This is a genomic window from Streptomyces sp. NPDC127117, assembly GCF_042677325.1.
Lineage (GTDB): Bacteria > Actinomycetota > Actinomycetes > Streptomycetales > Streptomycetaceae > Streptomyces.
The window spans coordinates 13,481-34,324 of sequence record NZ_JBHXTM010000070.1 but is presented as its reverse complement, the minus strand read 5'-3'; the positions used below and the strand labels follow the sequence as shown (position 1 = coordinate 34,324).

Here is a 20,844-nt window from a genome sequence, read left to right as displayed (position 1 = left end):
GGTCCGGGGTGTGTTCCCCCCCGGACCCCGCCGCCCCTCCCGCACGGCGCTCCGCGACGCTACGAAGACCTCGGGTACCCGATCAGATGCGGGCGGTCCTTCTCGTCGGTCCAGCGGAACAGGCCCACGCCGTCCGCGGTCTCCATGCCCGGGACGCGTACGTTCGAGGGCAGGGCGCCCGTCGAGCCGCTGCGGACGGCGACCGCCACGGGGGCGCCGCCGCCGGCCAGGACATCGGCCGCGTTGCGCGCGCTCGCCGCGCCGTACGCGGTGCCCTCGTCGTTCACCGACGCCAGGGTCAGCGGCTTCGTGCCGTCCGCGCCCTCGAAGCAGAAGCCCCGCTTCGTCGCCAGGTCGAACGCGAGCGGTCCGGCCACCAGGTAGGAGCCCGAGGGCGCCGAGATGAGCTGCGGGTACTGGCCCGGCTTTATCGCGGGCTTGCTGCACTCCACCGAGGCCAGCGGCTTGCCGGTCTCCACGTCGTGCACCACCCACATGTCGTGGGTGGCGGCGCGCTTCGCCTTCTTGTCCAGCTGCCACTTCGCGAGGATCAGGCCCGGGACCACCGAGGTCGGGATCCCGCTGTACTTGTCCGTTCCCTTGGGCGCGACATTGCGGCTGAACCAGCCGCCCTGCACCCAGAATTCCTTGGCCCCGCTGACCAGCAGCCCCTTCTGCGTCAGCCCGCGCACCTCGGTGAGCTGCTTGCAGGTCTTGCAGCCCTTCGGGTACTTGAGCGCGGGGGCCGCGACATCGGTCACCCGGCCGGTCACCGGGTCGACCACCGCGCTGTTCGTCCGGCCGTCACTGATCAGGATGCCGGGGCCGGTGGTGGAGACCGTCGGGACCGAGTTCCACGGCACCTCCACGCGCCGCCGGGAGCCGTCCTCCACGTCGTAGACGTCCAGCGAGACGATCGTGTCGGCGGGGGTCAGCGCGTTCTCGCCGACCTTCCCGTACGCCCACGTCACGAAGTACTCGTGGTCGTCGACCGTGACCGACAGGAGCCTCGGGAACTGGTGCGGCGACGGGGGCCGCCAGCTCTCGCCGTGCCAGCCGGCCTGCCCCGTCTTGTTGTCGATGGTCCGCAGCTGGTACTTGGTCTCCGATTCCCGCACCAGGTAGGCGAGACGGCCCGTGGTCCGGGAGATCGCGTAGTCGGGCGAGGTCCCGATGAGTTCCCAGCCGCGCTCGGGCGCGTACGCGGACGGGACGGTGAGCTGTGTCACCTCGGCCGGACTCTTCTTGGCCTGCTTCTCCGGCTTGTCCGTGCTCTTCTCACCGCTGCCGCAGGTGGCGAGCAGAAGAAGCATGGCCAGCACGAGCACTCCGCCGACCAGAACCAGGCGCACGATCTTCTGTCTCATGGTTCCCCTCGATGGGCAATCCCGACCTCGCGGCGGTCAGCGTAGCAACTTGGGTGGGCATCGCGGCAGTTCGGATTCCGTGCAGTTCCGCGCGGATACCGGGGCGGGGACGGGTCCGTCGGCTTTGCCTACAATTCGTCGGTGAACGCCACCCTCCCCACCGCGGAAGTCCTGCGCGCGACGCTCGCCGGACTGCTCGACGGGCTGCCGCCCAAGCAGGCCGCCCGGGCCGTCGAACGGCTCATCGCCAACTACCGCGGGACCACCCCGACCGACGCGCCGGTGCTCCGCGACCGCTCCGACGTCGCCGCGTACGCCGCGTACCGGATGCCCGCCACCTTCGAAGCGGTACGGTCCGCACTCGCCGCGCTCCGGGAGGCCGCCCCCGACTGGAGGCCCGCCACCCACACCGACGTCGGCGGCGGCACCGGAGCGGCGAGCTGGGCCGTGGCAGGGGCCTGGGAGGCGGAAGGGCCGCGGACGGCGGTGCTGGACTGGGCCGAACCCGCGCTCGCCCTCGGCCGTGAACTGGCCGGGCTCTCCGGCATCCCCGCGCTGCGCGCCGCCGAGTGGCGCCGGGCCCGCATCGGCGCCGGCCTCGAACTCGCCCCCGCGGACCTGGTCACCGTCTCCTACGTACTCAAGGAACTGACCGCGGACGTCCGCACCGCCCTCGTCGACAGCGCGGCGGCCGCCGCACAGGCGGTCGTGGTCGTCGAACCGGGCACCCCCGACGGCTACGCCCGGATCATCGAGGCCCGCGACCGGCTGATCGCCGCCGGGCTGACGGTCGCCGCGCCCTGCCCGCACAGCGACGCCTGCCCGATCGAGCCGGGCACCGACTGGTGCCACTTCTCGGCCAGGGTCAGCCGCTCCTCGCTGCACCGGCAGGTCAAGGGCGGCTCGCTGCCCTACGAGGACGAGAAGTTCAGCTATGTGGTGGCGACCCGCTTCGGGACGGAGCCCGTGACGGCGCGGGTCACCCGCAAGCCGCAGATCCGCAAGGGGCAGGTGCTGCTGGACCTGTGCACCCGCGACGAGGCCCTGCGGAGAGCCACGGTCACCAAGCGGCACGGCGAGCTGTACCGGGCCGCCCGGGACGTCGCGTGGGGCGACGAGTGGCCGCCCGGCGAGAACGCCTGAGGGCCACCCGCCGGGTCACCCCCGCAGCTCCTGAGTGCAGCACTTCACGCTGCCGCCGCCCTTGAGCAGCTCACCCAGGTCCATCGGAACCGGCTCGAAGCCCCGCGCCCGCAGCGGATCGAAGAGTCCCGTCGCGGCCTGCGGCAGCAGCACGTGGAGCCCGTCGCTCACCGCGTTCAGACCGAGCGCCGCGGCGTCCGCCTCCTGGGCGATCAGCGCGTCCGGGAAGAGCCGCGCCAGCACCGACCGGCTGCCCGGCGAGAACGCGCCCGGGTAGTACATGATCTCGTCGCCCGCGTCGTCGAGCACGGACAGCGCCGTGTCCAGGTGGTAATAGCGCGGGTCGACCAGATCCAGCCCGATCACCGGGCGCCCGAAGAACTCCTGAGCCTCGCCGTGCGAGAGCGGACTGGACCGGAAGCCCCGCCCGGCCAGAACGTACGACGAGGTGACCGCGAAGTCGCCCTCGCCCTCGTTGACGTGGTCCGGCTCATGGATCTCGGTGAAACCGTTGGCCCGGAACCACTCGCGGTGGGCCCCGGCCTCCTCGTACCGCTCCCGGTACGCGAAGCGGGCGCCCAGCACCCGGCCGCCGATGACCGTGGCGCCGTTGGCGGCGAACACCATGTCGGGCAGCTCGGGGCGGGGGGTGAGCAGCTCCACGGTGTGCCCGAGGGCGCGGTACCGGTCGCGCAGGTCCTCCCACTGGGTCTGGGCCAGGGGGAGGTCCACGGGCTTGCTGGGGTCCATCCAGGGGTTGATGGAGTACGTCACTCTGAAGTGCGCGGGGGCGCACATCAGGTAGCGGCGGGGTGTGGCTTCACGAGGCAATGAAGGCTCCTCACGAAAGGCAGGGGTTGCCTGCCGGGGGGACATCGCACGGGTGTGTGCGTGAGCCCATGGTCCGCTCTCCGGGGCCGGTGCGCAGTGATCCGATCGGGTGGTTCCGTCGGGCCGGGAGACGATACGTACCGGCTCGACCCGCTGTTAGATTGGCCGCCATGGTAGAGAACCGGGTGCCCGACTCCAGCCGCCGCAGCGAGCGCTCGCGCCGCGCGATCCATGAGGCGGCGCTCGGACTGGTCGCCGAGGTGGGCTATCCGCGTACCACCATCGAGGCCATCGCCGCGCGGGCCGGTGTCGGGAAGCAGACGATCTACCGCTGGTGGCCCTCCAAGGCGGCCGTACTCCTGGAGGCGTTCGTGGCCCTCGGTGAGCGGACCGCCGGGCAGAGCGGTGCCGACGCGGCGCAGGGGATCCCGGACACCGGCGATCTCGCCGCCGACCTCAAGACCGTGCTGCGGGCCACCGTCGACGAGCTGAACGACCCCGCCTTCGAGGCGCCGACCAGGGCGCTCGCCGCCGCCGGGATCGTCGACCCGCAGGTCGGCGCCGAATTCGTCCAGAAGCTGCTCGACCCCGGGCTCCGGCTGTACGTCGCCCGGCTGCGGGCCGCCCAGGAAGCGGGCCAGGTGCGCGCCGACGCGGACCCGCGGATCGCCCTGGAGCTCCTGGTGGGCCCGCTCACCCACCGCTGGCTGCTGCGCACCCTCCCGCTCACCCACGAGTACGCGGACGCCGTCGTCGACCACGTGGTGCGCGGGCTGGCGCCCTGAGGCACGATGCGCGGTCCGGCGCCCCGAGACGCACCCGTCATTTCATGACAAGAAGTCGCATAGTGCCCAGCTCACGGCATGGCCGCGCGTACCCCGCTTCCGAAGTCCGGCCACCCGAGGCGCAGGATGGTGGGACCATGGGCAGGGGCAACGCTGAGGTAAGGGGATAGATGGGCGCCGATTTCGGCCGTTATCGCGGCTCAGAGAGCAAGTTTTCCCAATGGCTTCGCCGCCGACCCAAACCGCAGCAGAGCGAGGTCGACGACACCGCCCGGGAGGCGCTGCTCCTGGCCGTCGCCGAGGCCGGAATGCCGATCGCGCCGGCCGCCCATCCCGTCGGGTACCGATGTTCGTGCGAACGCATCGGCTGTCCCACGCCCGCCCGGCACCCCATCTCCTTCGCCTGGCAGACGCAGTCCACCACCGACCGGGCACAGATCGAGCGCTGGGCCCGCAGCCAGCCGCAGGCCAACTTCATCACCGCGACCGGCATGATCCACGACGTGCTCGACGTGCCGCTGAGCGCGGGCAGCCAGGCGCTGGAGCGGCTCCTCGCGGCCGGCATCGACGTCGGCCCCGTCGCCCGCTCCGGCGACGACCGGATGCTCTTCTTCACCGCCACCCGCGGCACGCCCGAGGACGAGGACGAGTGGTGGCCCTGTGAGCTCGACTGCCACCCCGAGACCATGGACGAACACCCGGGGCTGCGGTGGCACTGCCGGGGCAGCTATGTGCTCCTGCCACCGGCCATGCTCCCCGGCGAACTGGACGTGCGGTGGGTGCGCGGGCCGGAGAACCCGTTGCCCGATCCGCTGACCCTGCTGGAGACGCTCACCGACGCGTGCGCGCAGTACGCGGACGCGGCGGACCAGAGCGATCTCGACCACGACTCGGTGGCGTGGCCGCTGAGCCGTTAGAAAACCCTCCGGCGGATCACGGCCGGGGCCGGCCGGGCGGCGGCCCCGGTTCCGTCAGGAGCCCTTCGCCGCCGTCAGGCCCGGCAGCCTGTTCAGCAGGACGACCTTGCCGCCGTCCTTCGTCGAGCCCTTCTTCGGTACGTACACCAGCTGGCCGGAGACCCGCTCCTTGGTGAGGGTGGACTCCACCTCACCGGTCAGCAGCGCCTCCGTGTCGGCGTTGAGCGGCGGGCGCAGCCCCTTCGCCGCGGTCTGCCGCTCGAAGTGCTTGCTGCTGAAGAAGACCAGCGCCCCGCCGTCGTCCGTCTCCAGACCGAGCGGGCCGAACGAACCGCTGTCCAGCGGCTGGTCGATGTACTGGTACGAGAAGCCCGCCCGCCGGGTGGTCCGGCGCGTCTCCCGCCAGCCCGAGGTGGCGGAGCCGGGGGCGAAGACGTCCGGGGTGCCCTTCTGCAGATACTGCGTGTACTGGGTGCTCAGGTCCTTCGGCGCCACGGCCAGACCGGCGCCGTCCCCGGTCACCGGCCTGGCCAGGCCGTCGCCGTCCTTCGCGAAGGCGGGCAGCCGGGAGGGGCGGACGACCGAGAGATAGGCGGCCTTCCACCCGGCGCCGGGGCCGGACTTGACGAAGACGACCAGCCAGCGGGTGTCCGTCTCCCCGCCGTCCTGGTCGCGGTTGGAGTCGGTGTCCGCGAGGAACCACCGCGGCCAGCCGGCCTTCTTCGGGATGAGATAGGTGGCGTCGGTCAGCTCCAGCGGCGAGTGGTCCGGGTTGCCGTCCGGATGGTTCTTCTGCCGCGCCTTCAGCCCGGCCTGGTTGATCGCGCCGAGCGGCCCGGTGACCCGGTCCGCGTCCAGGGCCGGGTCGTACGCCTTGTCCGCCGCGTTGTACGCGGAGGTGAAGGCATTCAGGGCCTGCGCGGCCTCAGACCTGGTTGCCGCCGGTACCACTTCCAGCTCGCCGTGCACCGTCACGCAACCGCTCGCCGTCACCGACAGCACCGTCGCCGTCGCGAGCCCCGTCGCCAGCCGAATCGGCCTCAGGCTTCTCATCCGTTGCTTTCCGCGCCTTCTGATCCGTCGCCCCCACTGACCGTCCGAACCCTACCGGGGCGAGGAACAGCGCGAGGGTGGGGATCAGATACAGCGCCCACACCGTGACCTGGAGAACGGTCGGGTCGGGCTGGAAGTTGAACGTGCCCTTCAGCAGCGTGCCGTACCAGCTGTCCGGCGGAATCGTGGCGCTGATGTCGAACGCCTGGTTGTGGAGACCGCCGATGAACTCCGCCTCCTGGAGGTCGTGCACGCCGTACGCGAGCACACCCGCGGCGACGATCACCAGCATTCCGCCGGTCCAGGTGAAGAACTTCGACAGGTTGATCCGCAGCGCACCCCGGTAGAACAGCCAGCCCAGCACGACGGCCGCCGCGATCCCGAGGAGCGCGCCGATCATCGGGTGCCAGCCGTCGTCCGCCGCGTGCACCGCACGCCACACGAACAGCGAGGTCTCCAGACCCTCCCGGCCCACCGCGAGGAGCGCCGTGGCGACCAGCGCGCCGGTGCCCATCGCGAGCGCCGCGTCGAGCTTGCCGTGCAGCTCCGTCTTCAGGTGCCGCGCGGTGCGCCGCATCCAGAAGACCATCCAGGTGACCAGGCCGACGGAGACGATCGACAGCGAACCGCCGAGCGCCTCCTGGGCCTGGAACGTCATCTCCTGCGAACCGAATTCGAGCCCGGCGCCGAACGCCAGGCTGACGACGATCGCGATGCCGACGCCGGTCCAGATCGGCACCAGCTTGTTCCTGTTGCCGGTCTTCACCAGATAGGCGATGAGGATGCAGACGACCAGGCTGGCCTCAAGGCCCTCGCGCAGGCCGATCAAGAAGTTGCTGAACACGTTTCGGTTCTCCTTCTGTTCCGAGTCCCGTTACGAGAACAGCGCCCGGCCCCACCAGTCGTCCTTGTCGCGGACGCCCGGCGGGACGGCGAAGTGCGCCGAACCCACGTGCTGGATGTACTCGTTGAGTGCGTCGTGCGCCGCGAGGCGCCGTTGCAGCGGAATGAATGCCTTGCGGACATCGCGCTGGTAGGCGATGAAGAACAGCCCGGCGTCCAGCCGGCCGAGGCCGTCCGTGCCGTCGGTGAAGGAGTAGCCGCGGCGCAGGATCGTCGCACCGTCGTTGCTGTCCGGGTGGGCGAGCCGTACGTGCGCGGTCGGCAGCATCGCCTTCAGGAACGGCTCGTCGCGCTCCTTGGACTTGCCGACCGGGGCGCCCTCGCCCTTGTCGCGGCCGAAGACGTCCTCCTGCTCCTGGAGCGGGGCACGGTCCCAGGTCTCGATGTGCATCCGGATGCGGCGGGCGACCAGGTACGAACCACCGGTCATCCAGCCCGCGTCGTCCTTCCCGCCGACCCACACGTGCTTGTCCAGGGCGGCGGTGTCGGTGCCGGAGATGTTCCGGGTGCCGTCCTTGAAGCCCATCATGTTGCGCGGGGTCTGGGCGTCCGGCGTCGTCGAGGACGTCTTGCCGAAGCCGAGCTGGGACCAGCGGATCGCGGTGCGGCCCATGCCGATCCTGGCGAGGTTGCGGATGGCGTGCACCGCGACCTGCGGATCGTCCGCACACGCCTGGACACAGAGGTCGCCGCCGCTGCGCGCCGCGTCGAGGTTGTCACCGGGGAACTTCGGCAGGTCCACGAGCGCCTCGGGGCGCTTGTCCTCCAGGCCGAACCGGCCCTTGGCGAAGAGCGAGGGGCCGAAGCCGATGGTGAGGGTGAGCCGGGACGGCTTGAGCCCCAGCGCCTCGCCGGTGTCGTCCGGCGGGGCCTCGGCGAGACCGCCGTACGCCCCGTCACCGACCGCGTGACCGGCCGTCATCCGCTCCGCCGCCCGCGTCCACTCCTTGAGCAGCGCGATCAGTTCGGCCCGGTCCTTCGTCGTCACGTCGAACGCGGCGAAGTGCAGCCGGTCCTGTACGGCGGTGGCGATGCCGGCCTGGTGCGCACCGTGGAACGGCACGGCCGCACCGCTGTCCGCGGCCGGCACCGCGTCGTTCCCGGTGCCCACCGCGGCGACCGCGCCGCCGGCCGCGACGGCGCCGAGCGCGAGCCCGGCACCGCCCCAGCCGAGCAGTGCCCGGCGGGACGGCGCGGGGCCGGATGCCTCGGGGGTTTCGGCGGCCTGTGTCTGGTCGGACATGACCGGAGCCTTCCCGCTCGTTACTTCGTCACCGCGGCGGCGAGCCGGGACAGCGGCTCGGCCAGCGCGTTGACCGCGTCCGACAGCTCCTTGCGGTCCGCCTTGCCGACCTTCTCGTACGAGGTGAACTCGTAGGAGCCCTTGTCCTCGCGGTACTTGTCCAGCAGCGTGTTGAGCTCCGCGAACCGCTTGTCCAGGGTGGTGGTCAGCGCCGCGTCGTTCTTCGAGGCGATCGGCTTCAGCAGCTCGTAGGACTTCTCGGCACCCTCGACATTGCCCTTGAAGTCGATCAGGTCGGTGTGGCTGTAGCGCTCCTCCTCGCCGGTGACCTTGCCGGTGGCGACCTCGTCGAGGAGCTCCTTGGCGCCGTTGGCCATCGAGGTCGGGGTGATGTCCGCCGTGCCGACCCGCTTCTGCCAGTCGAGCAGGTCCTTGTAGAGGGTCGGCGCGAGGGCCTTCTCCTCGGCACCCAGCTTCTTGTCCTGCCACAGCGCCTTCTCCAGGCGGTGCCAGCCGGTCCACTTCTGGCCGTCCTCCAGGCCGTCCTCGCGGATGTCGACCTTCGGGTCGATGTCGCCGAAGGACTCGGCGACCGGCTCGGTGCGCTCCCAGCCGAGCCGGGAGTCGGCGTAGATCTTCTTGGCGGCCTCGATGTCACCGGCGGCGACGGCGTCCGTGAACTTCTTGGCCTTCGGCAGCGTCTCGTCGGCCTGGGCCTGGACGTAGGTGCGGTACTCCGCGACGGCCTTGTCCATCTCGGGGCTGCGCTTGGCCGCCTTGCCGCCGGTGACCTCCAGCTTCTGCCGGATGCCGTGGCCCTTCATGCCGGGCTTGCAGGCGATCTCGTACGAACCGGCCTTGATCTCGGCCGTGATGTTCGCCTTGGTGCCGGGGCCGATGTTCTCGCGCTCGGCGACGATGCGGTCGTCCGGGAACAGGACGTAGACCTCGGTGACCTTGGATCCCTTGTTCTGCACGGCCAGTTCGATGTGACCGGCCGGAACCTTCTTCTTCGACACCTCGCAGGAGTCGTCCTTCGCGACGACCTGGAGGGCACCGTCGCCCTTGCCGTCGCTCTTCTGTGCGCAGCCCGTGACGGCGGTCAGGGCGGCCACCGTGGCGGCAGCGGTGACGACGGAGAAACGAACGGCTCGCATACGGGCTCCACATGAGGACGAAGGAGAAGCGGGTGAAGATTCGGACAAAGGCAGGTGAGGCGGACCTAACTTAACCGAGGCTTACCTGAGCGATACCCACCTGTGCCGTGATTCAGCTCTCATCCCGGCGACCCGGGAACGGGCTGATCACAGGCAACCCATGGCGACCCCATGGAAAGGTCAAGCGATGGTCAAGTGCCTCTGGTCGGTACGACGAGCGGCGCCCCGGTCCGCGGATGCGGGAACACCTCGACCGGCTGCCGGTAGACCTCGCCGAGCAGTTCGCCCGTGAACACCCCGGCGGGCGGCCCCACCACCGCGATCCGCCCGTCGTGCAGCACGGCCGCCCGGTCCGCGTACGCCGCCGCGAGCCCCAGATCGTGCAGCACCACGACGACCGCGTCCCCGGCGGCGGCCCGCTCCCGGCAGATCCGCAGCACCAGCTCCTGGTGGCGCAGGTCGAGCGCGGCCGTCGGCTCGTCGAGCAGCACCAGCGGGGCGCGCTGCGCCAGCACCCGGGCCAGCGCGACCCGGGCCCGTTCGCCGCCGGACAGGGCGGAGAAGGGGCGTTCGGCGAACCCGGTGACCTCGGTCGCCGCCATCGCCGAGGCGACGGCGGGATCGTCCTCGTCCGCCCGCTCGGTACCGGCCCACGGGGCCCGACCCATCCGTACGACGTCCGCCACCGGGAACGGGAACGACAGCGCGGCGGACTGCGGCAGCACGGCCCGGCGCAGCGCCAGTTCGGCGGCCGACCAGTCGGTGACCGGACGCCCGTCGATCCATACCTCGCCGTGCTCGGCGGGCAGATCGGCGGCCAGCGCCGCCAACAGGGTCGACTTGCCCGCCCCGTTGGGCCCCACGAGCGCCAGCACCTCGCCCGCCCGCGCGGTCAGATCGATGGAGTCGAGCACCGGCCGCTGCCCCAGCCGCACCCGCAGCCCGCGCGCCTCGGCGACGGGGGAGCCGGGGGAGGCGGGAGCGGGCAGCAGCCGCCCCCGTACCCGGAACGGATTTCTGAGCGCCTTCATGCCCAACCACCTTGCTTGCGACGGGTCCTGCGCAGCAGCCAGAAGAAGAACGGGCTGCCGAAGAGCGCGGTCAGCACACCGAGCGGCAGCTCGGCAGGATCGGCGACGGTACGGGCCGCGAGATCGCCCACCACCAGCACCAGCGCACCACCGAGCGCGCTGCCGGGGATCAGGAAGCGATGGCCGGGGCCGTTCGCCATCCGCAGCAGATGCGGCACCAGCAGCCCCACGAACGAGATGATCCCGGCGACCGCCACCGCGGCGGCGGTCAGCAGCGCCACGACGAGCACCAGCACGATCCGGAGCCGTTCGACATCGACCCCCAGATGCCGGGCGGGCCGCTCGCCGAGCGCGAGCAGGTCCAGCTTCCGGGCGTGGAAGGGCGCGACGAGCAGCCCGAGCACCGCGCACGGCAGCACCGCGAGCACCTTCGGCCAGGTCGCCTGGGCCAGCGAGCCCAGCTGCCAGAAGGTGATCTGTGAGACCTGCGCGTTGTCGGCGAAGAAGATGAACAGCCCGATCAGCGCGCCCGCGAAGGCGTTGACCGCGATCCCGGTGAGGATCAGCGTCACCACCTCGGTCCGGCCGCCCGACCGGGACAGCGCGTACACCAGCAGCACGGTGGCGAGACCGGCGACGAACGCGCAGACGGTGACGGTCCAGTTGCCGAAGAAGCTCAGCCCGAGCGCGATCGAGGCGACCGCGCCGACCGCGGCGCCGGAGGAGATCCCGATCACCCCGGGTTCGGCGAGCGGATTGCCGAACACCCCCTGCATCAGGGCGCCGGCGCAGCCGAGCGAGGCCCCGACCAACAGGGCGAGGACCACCCTCGGCAGCCGTACGTTCCACAGCACGCTCTCGCCGACCCGGTCCAGCTCGGCCCCGCCGAGGCCGAGCCGGTGCTGGACGGAGCCGAGGACATCGCCGAGCGGAATGCTGTACGCGCCGAGCCCGGCGGAGAGCAGACAGCACACCAGGAGGGCGGTGAGCAGTCCGGCGGTCAGCGCGAAGGACGGGGAGCGCCGGGGCTTCGGGGCCGGTGCGCGGTCCGGGGCGGTTTCGGCGCGGATGTGTTCCGGGGACGAGGTGGTCACTTGCCGGCCCCGTCCCGCGGGTAGAGCTGCGCGATCAGTTCGCTCAGCACCCGGTCGGTGCGCGGGCCGTAGTTCAGCAGCACGCCGTCGTCGATGGAGACGATCCGCCGGTCCATCCCGGCCGGGGTCTCGGCGATGCCCGGGATCTTCACGAGCCCGTCGACGCCGCCCACCGATTCGAGCCCCTTGGCCATCACCAGGATGGCGTCCGGGGCGGCCTTGGCGAGTGCTTCGCTGGTGATGGCGGTGAAGTCCTTCGTCAGCCCGGACGCCTTGCCTGCGTCGACGGCCCCCGCCGCTTCGAGCAGCGAACTCGCCCCCGACTCCCGGCCGCCCAGCAGATATACCGAGGCCGAGCCCCGCAGATAGAGGAAGGCCACCCGGGGCTTCTTCCGCCCGTCCGCCGGGGCGGGCACGGACTCGCGCACCGCGTCGATACGCGACTGGGTGCGCGACTTCAGTTCGGTGCCCGACTCCGGCACGCCCAGGGCCGCCGCCACGGTGCCGATCCGGCGGCCGACATCGGAGAGCTGCTTGGCGGGTGCGACGACGACGAGCGGAATGCCGGCGTCCCGGATCTGGTCGATGGCCTCCGCCGGACCGGTCGTGGTCTCGGCGAGCACGACGGTCGGCTTCAGCGACAGCACGCTCTCCGCCGAGACGTCATGGGCCCGGGTCACCACCGGGAGTTCCGCGGCCTGTTCGAAGGTGGCGGTGATGTCCCGGGCCACGACCTGCTTGCCGAGGCCGAGCGTGAAGACGATCTCGCTCAGCCCGCCGGTCAGCGGCACGATCCGGTCCGTCGAGGCGACGGTGACCTCGGCGCCGTCCGCCGACTTCACCGTGACGGGCAGCTGAGGCCGCGGCGCGGTGGCCAGCGGCTCGATCCGGTCGGCGGCGGCCTCGGGAGTGGTCCTGGTGGCGGGAGCGCCCTGGTCCTTGCCGGCGCCGCAGCCCGTCAGGGCGAGGGTCAGGGCGAGGGTGGCGGTCAGGATGCCGAGCGGTCCACGGGCCCCGGCCCGTCCGCGCCCCGGCCACCGGTCGGCACCCGTCGGGGCGAAGTCCTGCGAGAAGCGCACTGGGGCACCGTCCTGTCGTTCCTGTCGTCTGCGAGGGGCAGTTGGTCCTTGTATGTGAGCGATGCGGGGGTAGGGGGCCACCGCGGAACTCATATGGCTTAGGTTAGCCTTACCTGACTTTCGAGACCTCGGAGGGGTCCATGCTGTCGTCCAGACATGCCCGCGCACTCGCCGTCGCGCTTCTCGCGGCCGTGCTGGGAGCTCTGCTCCCGGCCACCGCCGCGCAGGCGGCGGGCCGCACGGTGCAGGGCGGCCGACTGGACTGGGGCATCAAGTCCTCCTTCCAGAGCTATGTCACCGGACCCGTGGCGAACGGCAGTTGGAGCCTGACCGGCGGCGCCGCCACGGTCGGCGGCAGCCAGTTCCGTTTCCACTCCGCCACCGGTTCCTACGACCCGGCGACCGGCGCCTTCAGCTCGGCCTTCGCGGGCGGGGTCCACTTCCTCGGCCACCGCAAGACCGACGGCAGCCATGAACTCGACCTCACCATCAGCCGACCCGCCGTCCGCATCGCGGGCGGCAGCGGAACCCTGTACGCCGACATGGTCAGCAAGGACCGGGGGACCGGCCGTGTGACCTCGGCCGCCCAGGTGCCGCTCGCCACGCTCGGTCTGTCCGGGATCGACATGAAGGGCGGTTCCACCCCCATCGCCCTTCGCAACGTCCCGGCGACCCTGACCGCACAGGGCGCGAAGTCGTTCGCCGGCTACTACACGGCAGGCACCCCGCTCGACCCGGTCAGCCTCTCGGTGGACACCTCCGCCCCGGCCGGGAAGCCGGCCGCCACCGAGTCCCCCGAGAAGAAGAAGGAACCGAAGAAGGCCGGCCCGGCCGCCGGGCGCTTCGAGGACGCCGCCGTCGACTGGGGCGTCCGCCGGACCTTCCGCGAGTACGTCACCGGCTCGATCGGCAAGGGGAAGTGGACCCTGGCCGAAGGAGCCCAGGACGGCGGGGCCCTCTTCCGCTTCCCGAAGGGCAGGGGCACGTACGACCCGAAGAAGCAGACCCTGGACGCCGGCTTCGCGGGCAGCGTCCACTTCACCGGGGCCGACGGGCTCGACCTGGAACTGTCGGCCGTCAAGGTCCGGCTGGCGGCGGGCAGGGGCACGCTCCTGGCCGACGTCCGCAGCGACGGCGACCTGGACAGGGCCGTCCCGCTCGTCACCTTCACCGCGAAGGACTTCGCCCCGAAGGACGGTCTCGCCGTCCTCACCGAAGCCCCCGCCACCCTCACCGCCGACGGCGCCGAGGCGTTCGGCTCGCTCTACCGGGCGGGCACCGCGATGGACCCGGTCTCACTGGCCGTCGCCGTCGGCTCCGGGGCCGAACTGCCCGCCCTGCCCGACCTGGGCAGCGACCCCGACCCGTCGTCCGGGCCGTCCGCCCCGGCCACGGAGAAGCCCGCCCCCGCCGCCGCGGCATCCGGCACCGGTACCGGCACCGTCCTGTACCCGGTCCTCGGCGGCGCCGCCCTGCTCGTCGCCGCCGCGGGCGCCTTCGTTCTCGTCCGCCGCCGCGCCACCCGGCAGAACAACAACTGACCCCCCTGCACCACCCCTGTCCCTGAGGAGACCAACAACCATGGCAGCCAACCGCCGTCCCATAGCTCTCACCGCCGCAGTCGCCACGGCGGCCGCCCTCGGCGCCACCGTGTTCGCCCTTCCGGCGCTCGCCGACGACGGCGCCGCAGCCGGCGGCAGGGCCGCCGCCGCACCGAAGCTGGAACTGACGGACGGCACGCTGGAATGGGGCGTCAAGGAGTCCTTCCGCAAGTACCTCGCCTCGCCGTTCTCCGGCGGGAGGATCACCGTCAAGGACGGGGCCACCCAGGCCGCCGGCAACGGTGCGTTCACCTTCACCGACGGCAGGGGCACGTACGACACGGCCACGCACGGCACCGACACCGCCTTCAAGGGCGGCCTCAACTTCTACGCCCACGGCGGCGTACTCGACATCACGCTCTCCGACGTGAAGCTCGCCACGAGCGGGACCGGCGGGGCGATCACCGTCGACGTCACGACCCCGAAGGGCACCAAGGACGACGTGGAGTTCGCGGCTCTCGACCTCTCGGCGGTGAAGCCGGGCCGGGGCGAGGGCGGCGCGATGGTCTTCAAGGACATCCCGGCGACCCTGACGAAGGCCGGCTCCGAGGCATTCGACGGCCAGTACAAGGAGGGCGACGCGCTCGACCCGGCCACCCTCTCGGTGAAGGCCGTCGCGGAGCCGAGCGAGAAGCCGAGTGAGAAGCCGAGTGAGAAGCCGAGCGAGAAGCCGAGCGAGAAGCCGAGCGAGAAGCCCACCGAGGAACCCGGCACCGAGCCGTCCGGCAAGCCCTCCACGAAGCCCACCTCGCCCGCCTCCCCCTCCACCCCGTCCACCGGCCGGCCGGCCGGCACCGAAGCGGGCGACATCCAGGACGGCACCCTGGACTGGGGCGTCAAGAAGTCCTTCCGTTCGTACGTCACGGGTCCGATCGCCAACGGCAAGATCGAGACCACGGCAGGCGCCACCGCGTCCGGCGACGGCTTCCGCTTCCCCGACGCCACCGGGCACTTCGACGCCGCCGAGCAGACCCTGAACGCCGAATTCGACGGCAAGGTCCGTTTCCTGGGCCACGAGGAGAAGGGCGCGTACACCCTCGATCTCTCCCTGACCGGCATGGAGATCCAGGTGAACGGCACGAAGGGCAAGCTGATCGCGGACGTCTCCACCAAGGACCGGGCCACCAGGAAGGTCTCCGAGTACACCGGTCTGACCGTCGCGGACCTGAAGCTGCCCAAGGGCCGGCTCGCCGTCAAGAACGGCGTGGTGAACCTCTCGGCCGTCCCGGCGACCCTCACCGCCGACGGCACCAAGGCGTTCGGCGGCATGTACCCGGCCGGTGAGCAGCTCGACGCGCTGACCGTCGCGGTCGCCCTCGACAAGGACGCCGAACTCCCGGCCTCCGCAGGCGGTTCCGGCTCGGCGGGCGGCACCGGTACGACGGGCGGCTCCGCGACCGTGGGCGGCGGCAGCGCCGGCGGTGGTTCGGTCGGCGGTGGTTCGGTCGGCGGTGCGGGCTCCCTCGCCGCGACCGGCTCCGAAATCCCGGCGGGCGCCCTGTTCGCCGCCTCGGGCGTGGTCGTGGCGGCCGGCGCCGGGGTCGTGATCGCGGCCCGCCGTCGCCGTACCGTCTGACCCCTCCGCCTCCTGGCGTGACAGCACCGCCCGGGTGGCCCGGCCGTACGGCCGCCGCCCGGGCGGTGCTTCAATGCCCACGTGAGCGACAGCGAATTCGACGTACCCGCGGGCATCGACGTACTACGCGTGTTCTGCGGCCCCGACGGCCGGCACGGCAACGCCCTCGGCGTCGTCCGCGACGGCCGTGGCCACCCGGACGAGGCGTCCCGGCAGGCACTGGCCGGCCGGCTCGGCTTCAGTGAGACGGTCTTCGTCGACGACCCCGAGCGCGGCCGGGTGGACATCTACACCCCGGGGCTGCGCCTGCCGTTCGCCGGGCACCCGCTCGTCGGCACGGCCTGGCTGCTCGATCTGGAGATCCTGGAACTGGCGGTCGGGGACGTCTTCGCCCGCCAGGACGGCGAGTTCACCTGGATCACCGCCCGCCCCGAATGGGCACCCCCGCGCAGGCTGGAGCGGTACGGGTCCGTCGCCGAGGTCGAGGCGCTCACCGGGCCGCCGCCGGGGGAGGGCTGGCTGTACGTCTGGGCCTGGGAGGACGAGGCGGCCGGCCGGGTCAGGGCGCGGGCGTTCCCCCGGCGCGACGACAACATCACCGAGGACGAGGCGACCGGGGCGGCCGCGCTGCTGCTCAGCGCGGAGCTGGGGCGCGCCCTCAACATCAGGCAGGGGCGCGGCTCCCAGATCCTCACCGCCCCGGCGCCCGACGGCACGGTGGAGATCGGCGGCCGCGTCGTGCTGGCCCTGCGCGGAAAGCCCGCCCCGTACGCCGGCTGAGCACGGAACGGAACACGACAGCGCGGCGGGGCGACCGGCGAAACCGGTCACCCCGCCGCGCCGGACGAGGCACTACGCGCTGAGCGGGAACACCTCGCCCAGCTCCCGGAACACCGCGGTGTTCAGCGCGAACGCGCGCTTGCACTCATCGACGATGCGCTGCTTCTCCAGGTCGTCCGCGTCCACCGCGTCCAGCAGCTCGCGGTAGTCCCGCTTGAACGAGGCGGGGTTGGATATCCCCTCGAAGACGTAGAACCGGACCCCGTCGCCCTTGCGCGCGAAGCCCCAGGTCCGCTCCGCCTTGTCCCGGATGATCTGGCCGCCCGAGAGGTCGCCGAGGTAGCGGGTGTAGTGGTGCGCGACGTATCCGGCCGGCCAGTCGCGGGCGCACTCGGCGACCCGGGCGGCGTACGCGGCCGTGGCCGGCAGCGGCTCCAGGCCCCCGCGCCAGTCCGCACCCCGCAGGTGGGCCAGATCGCGCTCCAGCTCGGCGGTGCGCATCAGCTCGGCCCGGATGAACGGACCGGCGACCCGGTCGCCCCGCAGCGCCTGCGCGCCTTCCTCCAGGGCCCGGTACACGAACCACAGCTGCTCCGTGTAGCGCGTGTACGCGTCCACTCCGAGCCGTCCGCCCAGCAGGTCGCTCATGAAGGTCGAGGTCTCCGCCTCGGTGTGCTGTTCGTGCGACGCGGTACGGATGAGCGTCGAGAAGGGGGTGGCGGCGGTTGCGTCCAAGGCGGGCCTCCTGGGACCGGGAGAGGGACGGGAAGTCCAGAAAGAGACGGAAATATCGGCAGCGACCGCACACTGCGGAACCGCTGTCGACAACCCCGATCTTCCTACTTAGGCTTACCTAAGTCAACAGCTTCCCGACGGTCTGTCGGTAAAACGATACGCCCGGTTCCGCACACCGGGTACGCGAAAGCGGCCGCCCTGGTGGGCGGCCGCTTCCGAGGAGGAGCTGTCCGGTCGGCTACGGGAGCGTCAGGATCTCGGCGCCCGTCTCCGTCACCACCAGCGTGTGCTCGAACTGGGCGGTGCGCCTGCGGTCCTTCGTCACCACGGTCCAGCCGTCGTCCCACATGTCGTAGTCGTGGCTGCCCAGCGTCAGCATCGGCTCGATGGTGAACGTCATCCCGGGCTGCATCACGGTGGTCGCGCGCGGGCTGTCGTAGTGCGGAATGATCAGACCCGAGTGGAACGAGGAGTTGATCCCGTGCCCGGTGAAGTCCCGCACCACGCCGTAGCCGAAGCGCTTGGCGTACGACTCGATGACCCGCCCGATCACATTGACCTGGCGGCCCGGCCGGACCGCCTTGATGGCCCGGTTCAGCGACTCCTCGGTGCGCTCCACGAGCAGCCGGGACTCCTCGTCCACGTCGCCGCAGAGGTACGTGGCGTTGTTGTCGCCGTGCACACCGTTGATGTACGCCGTGACGTCGAGGTTCACGATGTCGCCGTCGCGCAGCACCGTGGAGTCCGGAATGCCGTGGCAGATCACCTCGTTGAGCGAGGTGCAGAGCGACTTGGGGAATCCGCGGTAACCGAGCGTCGACGGGTAGGCGCCGTGGTCGCACATGAACTCATGGGCGACCCGGTCGAGTTCGTCCGTCGTGACACCCGGCGCGATGTGCTTCGCCGCCTCGGCCATCGCCTGCGCGGCGATCCGGCCGGCGATGCGCATGCGCTCGACGGTGTCGGCGTCCTGGACCTCCGGACCGGTGTACGGGGTGGGGGCCGGCTTGCCCACGTATTCGGGGCGCCGGATCTTTCCGGGCACGGAGCGGATGGGAGTGATCTCCCCGGGTACGAGCAGCGACTGGCCAGACATGTCAGCGAGTCTAACCAGCGCGCTTGGGGCAGCATGGCCCCGAGGGAAGGAGCCGAAGATGGCCCTGTTCAAGAAGCGCACGGTCGGCAAGCCGGGCGAGTGGTACTACTGCCTGGAACACCACAAGGTCGAGGAGGGCCCCGAGTGCCCGGCCAAGGACCGGTTCGGGCCGTACACCTCCCGCGAGGAGGCGCAGCACGCGATGGACACCGCGCGGGAGCGGAACCTGGAGTGGGAGAACGACCCCAAGTGGCACGACGGGGGCACCACCCCGCCCGGTCCGGAGTCCTGACCCGGGGAGGCCGGGCCCCGTCCCCGGGGCCCGCTCCTCAGGCGGCAGAGGGGCTGGACTCGCCGGCTTTCCCGGCCTCCCTGGCCTCCCGCCTGCGCAGCGCGTCCTCGTCCGTCTCGGAGTCGTAGGTGAGCAGCTTCGGCAGCGCGGCCGTGAGCAGCGCGACCGAGGCCACGCACGCCACCCCGCCGCTCCAGATCGCCGGCCTGGTCCCCGTCCAGCCCGCCATCGCACCGGCCCGCACCTGACCCAGCTGCGGGCCGATGCTGTACGAGAGCACCTCGATGCCCGCCAGCCGGCCCCGCAGCTCCTCCGGGATCGTCTGGTTCCAGATCGTGGAGCGGCCCAGACCGCTGAGCATGTCGCCCGCGCCCGCCACCGCGAGGCAGACCAGCACCAGCCACACATTGCCGAACCAGCCGGCCGCCGCGATCGCCAGACCCCAGACCGCGGCCCCGAACACCACGAACAGCCCATGCCGCCGCACCCGCGACGTCCAGCCGCTGGTCAGCCCCAGCACCAGTGACCCGACCGAGTCCGCGGCGTACATCAGGCCCAGCGACCAGTCGGCGTGCAGATCGTCCGCCAGGAACGGGAAGATCGCGTTCGGGAAGGCGAAGAACATCGCGGCCATGTCGACCGCGTACGTCCCCAACAGCACCGGCCGGCTCCAGGCGTACTTCGCGCCCTCCACGATGCCGCGCAGCGACGGCTTCGTGTTGTCCCGGGCGGGCGGCGCGGGCGCCAGGCGCAGACACAGCAGCACGGAGACGGCGAACGTGGCCACCGTGACCGCGTACGCCGTGGCGTGCCCCGCGTACGCCACCGTGACCCCCGCCACCGCCGGGCCGGTGATCGCGCCGAACTGCCAGCGCAGCGAATTCAGCGCGGCGGCCGCCGTCAGCTGCTCGTGCGGCACGATCCGGGCCATCAGCGAGTCCAGCGCGGGCCGCTGGAGCCCGGCGAGCGCGGAGACCCCGGCCGCGACCAGATAGAGCGGCCAGAGCATCGGGGCGGGCATCGCCGCGTTCACCAGGAGTACGACGGCGAGCAGCCCCAGCCCCGCCTCGGTCGCCAGGATCACCTTGCGGCGGTCCGCGGCGTCCGCGAGCGCCCCGCCGTACAGGCCGAAGACGACCAGCGGCACCAGCTCGACCGCGCCCATCACCCCTACGGCCAGCGGCGAACCCGTCAGCTCCTTGATCTGGAGCGGCAGCGCGATCATCGCCATGAAGCTGCCGAAGTACGTCACCAGACCCTGGATCCACAGCAGCCGGAAGTCGCCGCCGGAGCGCAGGGGGGTGAGGTCGGGCAGCAGAGCGGCCAGCCGGGCGGCCGGGGAGGGAGCAGAGGTCACAGGAGGCCATGCTGTGACGCCGACACCGGCACCGCAATGGATTTTCGCGGCGGCCGGCGCCGGGCATCAGCGGAGGCCCACCACCGGGCCCACAGCTGCGGGCCGCACCGCCGCCGGCCTCACCAGCGGGCCGGGGGCGGCGCCGTCAGCTGGTCGGCGAGCCGGGACAGCCGGTCCCGGAAGCCGCGGCGGCCGCGCGGCGCGGGGGCGCTGTTCTCCCCGGCCGCCGCGCTCACCAGATGCTGCACGGTGTCGAGATCGACGTCGTCGGCGCCGGTCACCGCGAGCGTCTCGTGGGCGAGCCCCCGCACCTCCGGATCGCCGTCGCTCAGCGAGAGCACCGTGGCCCCGGCGCGCCGCGCGTCGTGCACCCGCTCCAGCAGCCCCGCGCCGGGCCGCTCCGGAGCCACCAGGAGCAGCGTCTCGCCCCGCCCCGCCGCCTCGATCCGTCCGAGGCCCACGGCCAGATGCGCCGGGCCGCCCGGCTCCACCCGGTGGCGCACCAGGGTGGGGGCCAGCTCCGGCAGCCCGGACCAGGTGGACTCGTCGACCAGATGGGCCGCCAGATGCCATGGCTCGTACGCCGCCGTCCCCACCAGCAGCAGCCCGCCGCCGTGCGGCACCACGGACGACCGCAGCGCCCCGGCGAACCGCCGGGTCGCGGCGGGCCACTCGGTCCCGGCGAGCACTTCACGGAGCAGGGCGACGCGTACGGCATCCATGGCCCGGCATCATGCCCCAGGCCCCGGGCCCGGCACCGGAGAACGGCCCCGAACCAGCCGAACGGGAAGCCCGGGACCACAC

Annotated in this window: 20 protein-coding genes; 7 read left to right on the top strand and 13 right to left on the bottom strand. The window is 71.9% G+C overall.

Features of this window, described 5'->3' with window-relative positions; translation table 11 throughout:
* Positions 1-59: 59 nt before the first annotated feature.
* Positions 60-1,367 carry a hypothetical protein gene (locus ACFVH0_RS36305; protein WP_385827349.1) on the bottom strand — a complete coding sequence of 436 codons (1,308 nt, stop codon included), beginning with the start codon at positions 1,365-1,367 and terminating at the stop codon, positions 60-62.
* 141 nt (positions 1,368-1,508) lie between these two features.
* Here ACFVH0_RS36305 and ACFVH0_RS36300 point away from each other — a divergent pair, with 141 nt between their 5' ends.
* Positions 1,509-2,510 (top strand): small ribosomal subunit Rsm22 family protein, encoded by a 1,002-nt coding sequence (locus ACFVH0_RS36300; RefSeq protein ID WP_385827347.1) that lies wholly within the window; start codon positions 1,509-1,511, stop codon positions 2,508-2,510.
* 15 nt (positions 2,511-2,525) lie between these two features.
* On the opposite strand, the gene ddaH is transcribed toward ACFVH0_RS36300, so the two are convergent.
* Positions 2,526-3,386, bottom strand: a complete 861-nt coding sequence (ddaH, locus tag ACFVH0_RS36295; protein WP_385827345.1) for a dimethylargininase — start codon at positions 3,384-3,386, stop codon at positions 2,526-2,528.
* A 125-nt stretch (positions 3,387-3,511) separates the two neighbouring features.
* On the opposite strand from ddaH, the gene ACFVH0_RS36290 reads away from it, so the two are divergent.
* Positions 3,512-4,126 carry a TetR/AcrR family transcriptional regulator gene (locus tag ACFVH0_RS36290; RefSeq protein WP_385827344.1) on the top strand — a complete coding sequence of 205 codons (615 nt, stop codon included), beginning with the start codon at positions 3,512-3,514 and terminating at the stop codon, positions 4,124-4,126.
* Positions 4,127-4,296: 170 nt separating this feature from the next.
* Positions 4,297-5,043, top strand: coding sequence for a bifunctional DNA primase/polymerase (locus ACFVH0_RS36285; RefSeq protein WP_124718000.1), 747 nt, complete (start codon positions 4,297-4,299; stop codon positions 5,041-5,043).
* 54 nt (positions 5,044-5,097) lie between these two features.
* Here ACFVH0_RS36285 and ACFVH0_RS36280 read toward each other — a convergent pair whose 3' ends face one another.
* The 7 genes from ACFVH0_RS36280 to ACFVH0_RS36250 form a co-directional block, all read right to left on the bottom strand.
* Entirely contained in the window at positions 5,098-6,087 is a 990-nt protein-coding gene (locus ACFVH0_RS36280; protein ID WP_385827355.1) for a hypothetical protein, read from the bottom strand.
* A complete protein-coding gene (gene efeU / locus ACFVH0_RS36275; RefSeq protein ID WP_385827342.1) occupies positions 5,969-6,940 on the bottom strand; it encodes an iron uptake transporter permease EfeU in 972 nt (323 codons plus the stop codon). The genes ACFVH0_RS36280 and efeU overlap by 119 nt, the downstream gene beginning before the upstream one ends.
* Positions 6,941-6,970: 30 nt before the next feature.
* Positions 6,971-8,242: an iron uptake transporter deferrochelatase/peroxidase subunit gene (gene efeB, locus ACFVH0_RS36270; RefSeq protein WP_385827340.1), complete on the bottom strand. Its 1,272-nt coding sequence runs from the start codon at positions 8,240-8,242 to the stop codon at positions 6,971-6,973.
* A gap of 20 nt (positions 8,243-8,262) precedes the next feature.
* Complete coding sequence (gene efeO / locus ACFVH0_RS36265; protein WP_385827338.1) at positions 8,263-9,399, bottom strand: iron uptake system protein EfeO; 1,137 nt, start codon at positions 9,397-9,399, stop codon at positions 8,263-8,265.
* Positions 9,400-9,590: 191 nt separating this feature from the next.
* Entirely contained in the window at positions 9,591-10,430 is an 840-nt protein-coding gene (locus ACFVH0_RS36260; RefSeq protein ID WP_385827336.1) for a heme ABC transporter ATP-binding protein, read from the bottom strand.
* Positions 10,427-11,524, bottom strand: a complete 1,098-nt coding sequence (locus ACFVH0_RS36255) for a FecCD family ABC transporter permease (protein WP_385827334.1) — start codon at positions 11,522-11,524, stop codon at positions 10,427-10,429. Before ACFVH0_RS36255 ends, ACFVH0_RS36260 begins: the two co-directional genes overlap by 4 nt.
* Positions 11,521-12,603 carry a hemin ABC transporter substrate-binding protein gene (locus ACFVH0_RS36250; protein WP_385827332.1) on the bottom strand — a complete coding sequence of 361 codons (1,083 nt, stop codon included), beginning with the start codon at positions 12,601-12,603 and terminating at the stop codon, positions 11,521-11,523. Before ACFVH0_RS36250 ends, ACFVH0_RS36255 begins: the two co-directional genes overlap by 4 nt.
* A gap of 140 nt (positions 12,604-12,743) precedes the next feature.
* Between ACFVH0_RS36250 and ACFVH0_RS36245 the strand changes: the two genes are divergently transcribed.
* From ACFVH0_RS36245 to ACFVH0_RS36235, 3 genes are all read left to right on the top strand, one after another.
* On the top strand, positions 12,744-14,144 hold the full coding sequence (locus tag ACFVH0_RS36245; protein ID WP_385827330.1) for an HtaA domain-containing protein: 1,401 nt from the start codon (positions 12,744-12,746) through the stop codon (positions 14,142-14,144).
* Between the two features lie 40 nt (positions 14,145-14,184).
* The gene (locus ACFVH0_RS36240) at positions 14,185-15,780 is read left to right on the top strand and encodes an HtaA domain-containing protein (protein ID WP_385827328.1); all 1,596 of its coding nucleotides are present in this window, start codon (positions 14,185-14,187) and stop codon (positions 15,778-15,780) included.
* A gap of 81 nt (positions 15,781-15,861) precedes the next feature.
* Entirely contained in the window at positions 15,862-16,560 is a 699-nt protein-coding gene (locus ACFVH0_RS36235; protein WP_385827326.1) for a PhzF family phenazine biosynthesis protein, read from the top strand.
* A 72-nt stretch (positions 16,561-16,632) separates the two neighbouring features.
* On the opposite strand, the gene ACFVH0_RS36230 is transcribed toward ACFVH0_RS36235, so the two are convergent.
* Together ACFVH0_RS36230 and map are read right to left on the bottom strand one after the other, a co-directional pair.
* Positions 16,633-17,295, bottom strand: coding sequence for a heme oxygenase (biliverdin-producing) (locus tag ACFVH0_RS36230; RefSeq protein ID WP_385827324.1), 663 nt, complete (start codon positions 17,293-17,295; stop codon positions 16,633-16,635).
* Positions 17,296-17,533: 238 nt separating this feature from the next.
* Positions 17,534-18,391, bottom strand: coding sequence for a type I methionyl aminopeptidase (gene map, locus ACFVH0_RS36225; protein ID WP_266789735.1), 858 nt, complete (start codon positions 18,389-18,391; stop codon positions 17,534-17,536).
* Between the two features lie 58 nt (positions 18,392-18,449).
* Here map and ACFVH0_RS36220 point away from each other — a divergent pair, with 58 nt between their 5' ends.
* The gene (locus ACFVH0_RS36220) at positions 18,450-18,683 is read left to right on the top strand and encodes a hypothetical protein (RefSeq protein WP_124718011.1); all 234 of its coding nucleotides are present in this window, start codon (positions 18,450-18,452) and stop codon (positions 18,681-18,683) included.
* A 37-nt stretch (positions 18,684-18,720) separates the two neighbouring features.
* Here ACFVH0_RS36220 and ACFVH0_RS36215 read toward each other — a convergent pair whose 3' ends face one another.
* Both ACFVH0_RS36215 and ACFVH0_RS36210 read right to left on the bottom strand, forming a co-directional pair.
* The gene (locus ACFVH0_RS36215; RefSeq protein WP_385827322.1) at positions 18,721-20,040 is read right to left on the bottom strand and encodes an MFS transporter; all 1,320 of its coding nucleotides are present in this window, start codon (positions 20,038-20,040) and stop codon (positions 18,721-18,723) included.
* 119 nt (positions 20,041-20,159) lie between these two features.
* Positions 20,160-20,762 (bottom strand): hypothetical protein, encoded by a 603-nt coding sequence (locus ACFVH0_RS36210; protein WP_124718013.1) that lies wholly within the window; start codon positions 20,760-20,762, stop codon positions 20,160-20,162.
* Between the last annotated feature and the right edge of the window lie 82 nt (positions 20,763-20,844).

What these genes read in the sequence shown, in the direction of transcription:
- ACFVH0_RS36305 (WP_385827349.1), bottom strand. Translation starts at nt 1,367, where the DNA reads ATGAGACAGAAGATCGTGCGCCTGGTTCTGGTCGGCGGAGTGCTCGTG.
- map (WP_266789735.1), bottom strand. Translation starts at nt 18,391, where the DNA reads ATGTCTGGCCAGTCGCTGCTCGTACCCGGGGAGATCACTCCCATCCGC.
- ddaH (WP_385827345.1), bottom strand. Translation starts at nt 3,386, where the DNA reads ATGTCCCCCCGGCAGGCAACCCCTGCCTTTCGTGAGGAGCCTTCATTG.
- ACFVH0_RS36260 (WP_385827336.1), bottom strand. Translation starts at nt 10,430, where the DNA reads ATGAAGGCGCTCAGAAATCCGTTCCGGGTACGGGGGCGGCTGCTGCCC.
- efeO (WP_385827338.1), bottom strand. Translation starts at nt 9,399, where the DNA reads ATGCGAGCCGTTCGTTTCTCCGTCGTCACCGCTGCCGCCACGGTGGCC.
- ACFVH0_RS36245 (WP_385827330.1), top strand. Translation starts at nt 12,744, where the DNA reads ATGCTGTCGTCCAGACATGCCCGCGCACTCGCCGTCGCGCTTCTCGCG.
- ACFVH0_RS36220 (WP_124718011.1), top strand. Translation starts at nt 18,450, where the DNA reads ATGGCCCTGTTCAAGAAGCGCACGGTCGGCAAGCCGGGCGAGTGGTAC.
- efeB (WP_385827340.1), bottom strand. Translation starts at nt 8,242, where the DNA reads ATGTCCGACCAGACACAGGCCGCCGAAACCCCCGAGGCATCCGGCCCC.
- ACFVH0_RS36240 (WP_385827328.1), top strand. Translation starts at nt 14,185, where the DNA reads ATGGCAGCCAACCGCCGTCCCATAGCTCTCACCGCCGCAGTCGCCACG.
- ACFVH0_RS36290 (WP_385827344.1), top strand. Translation starts at nt 3,512, where the DNA reads ATGGTAGAGAACCGGGTGCCCGACTCCAGCCGCCGCAGCGAGCGCTCG.
- ACFVH0_RS36210 (WP_124718013.1), bottom strand. Translation starts at nt 20,762, where the DNA reads ATGGATGCCGTACGCGTCGCCCTGCTCCGTGAAGTGCTCGCCGGGACC.
- ACFVH0_RS36285 (WP_124718000.1), top strand. Translation starts at nt 4,297, where the DNA reads ATGGGCGCCGATTTCGGCCGTTATCGCGGCTCAGAGAGCAAGTTTTCC.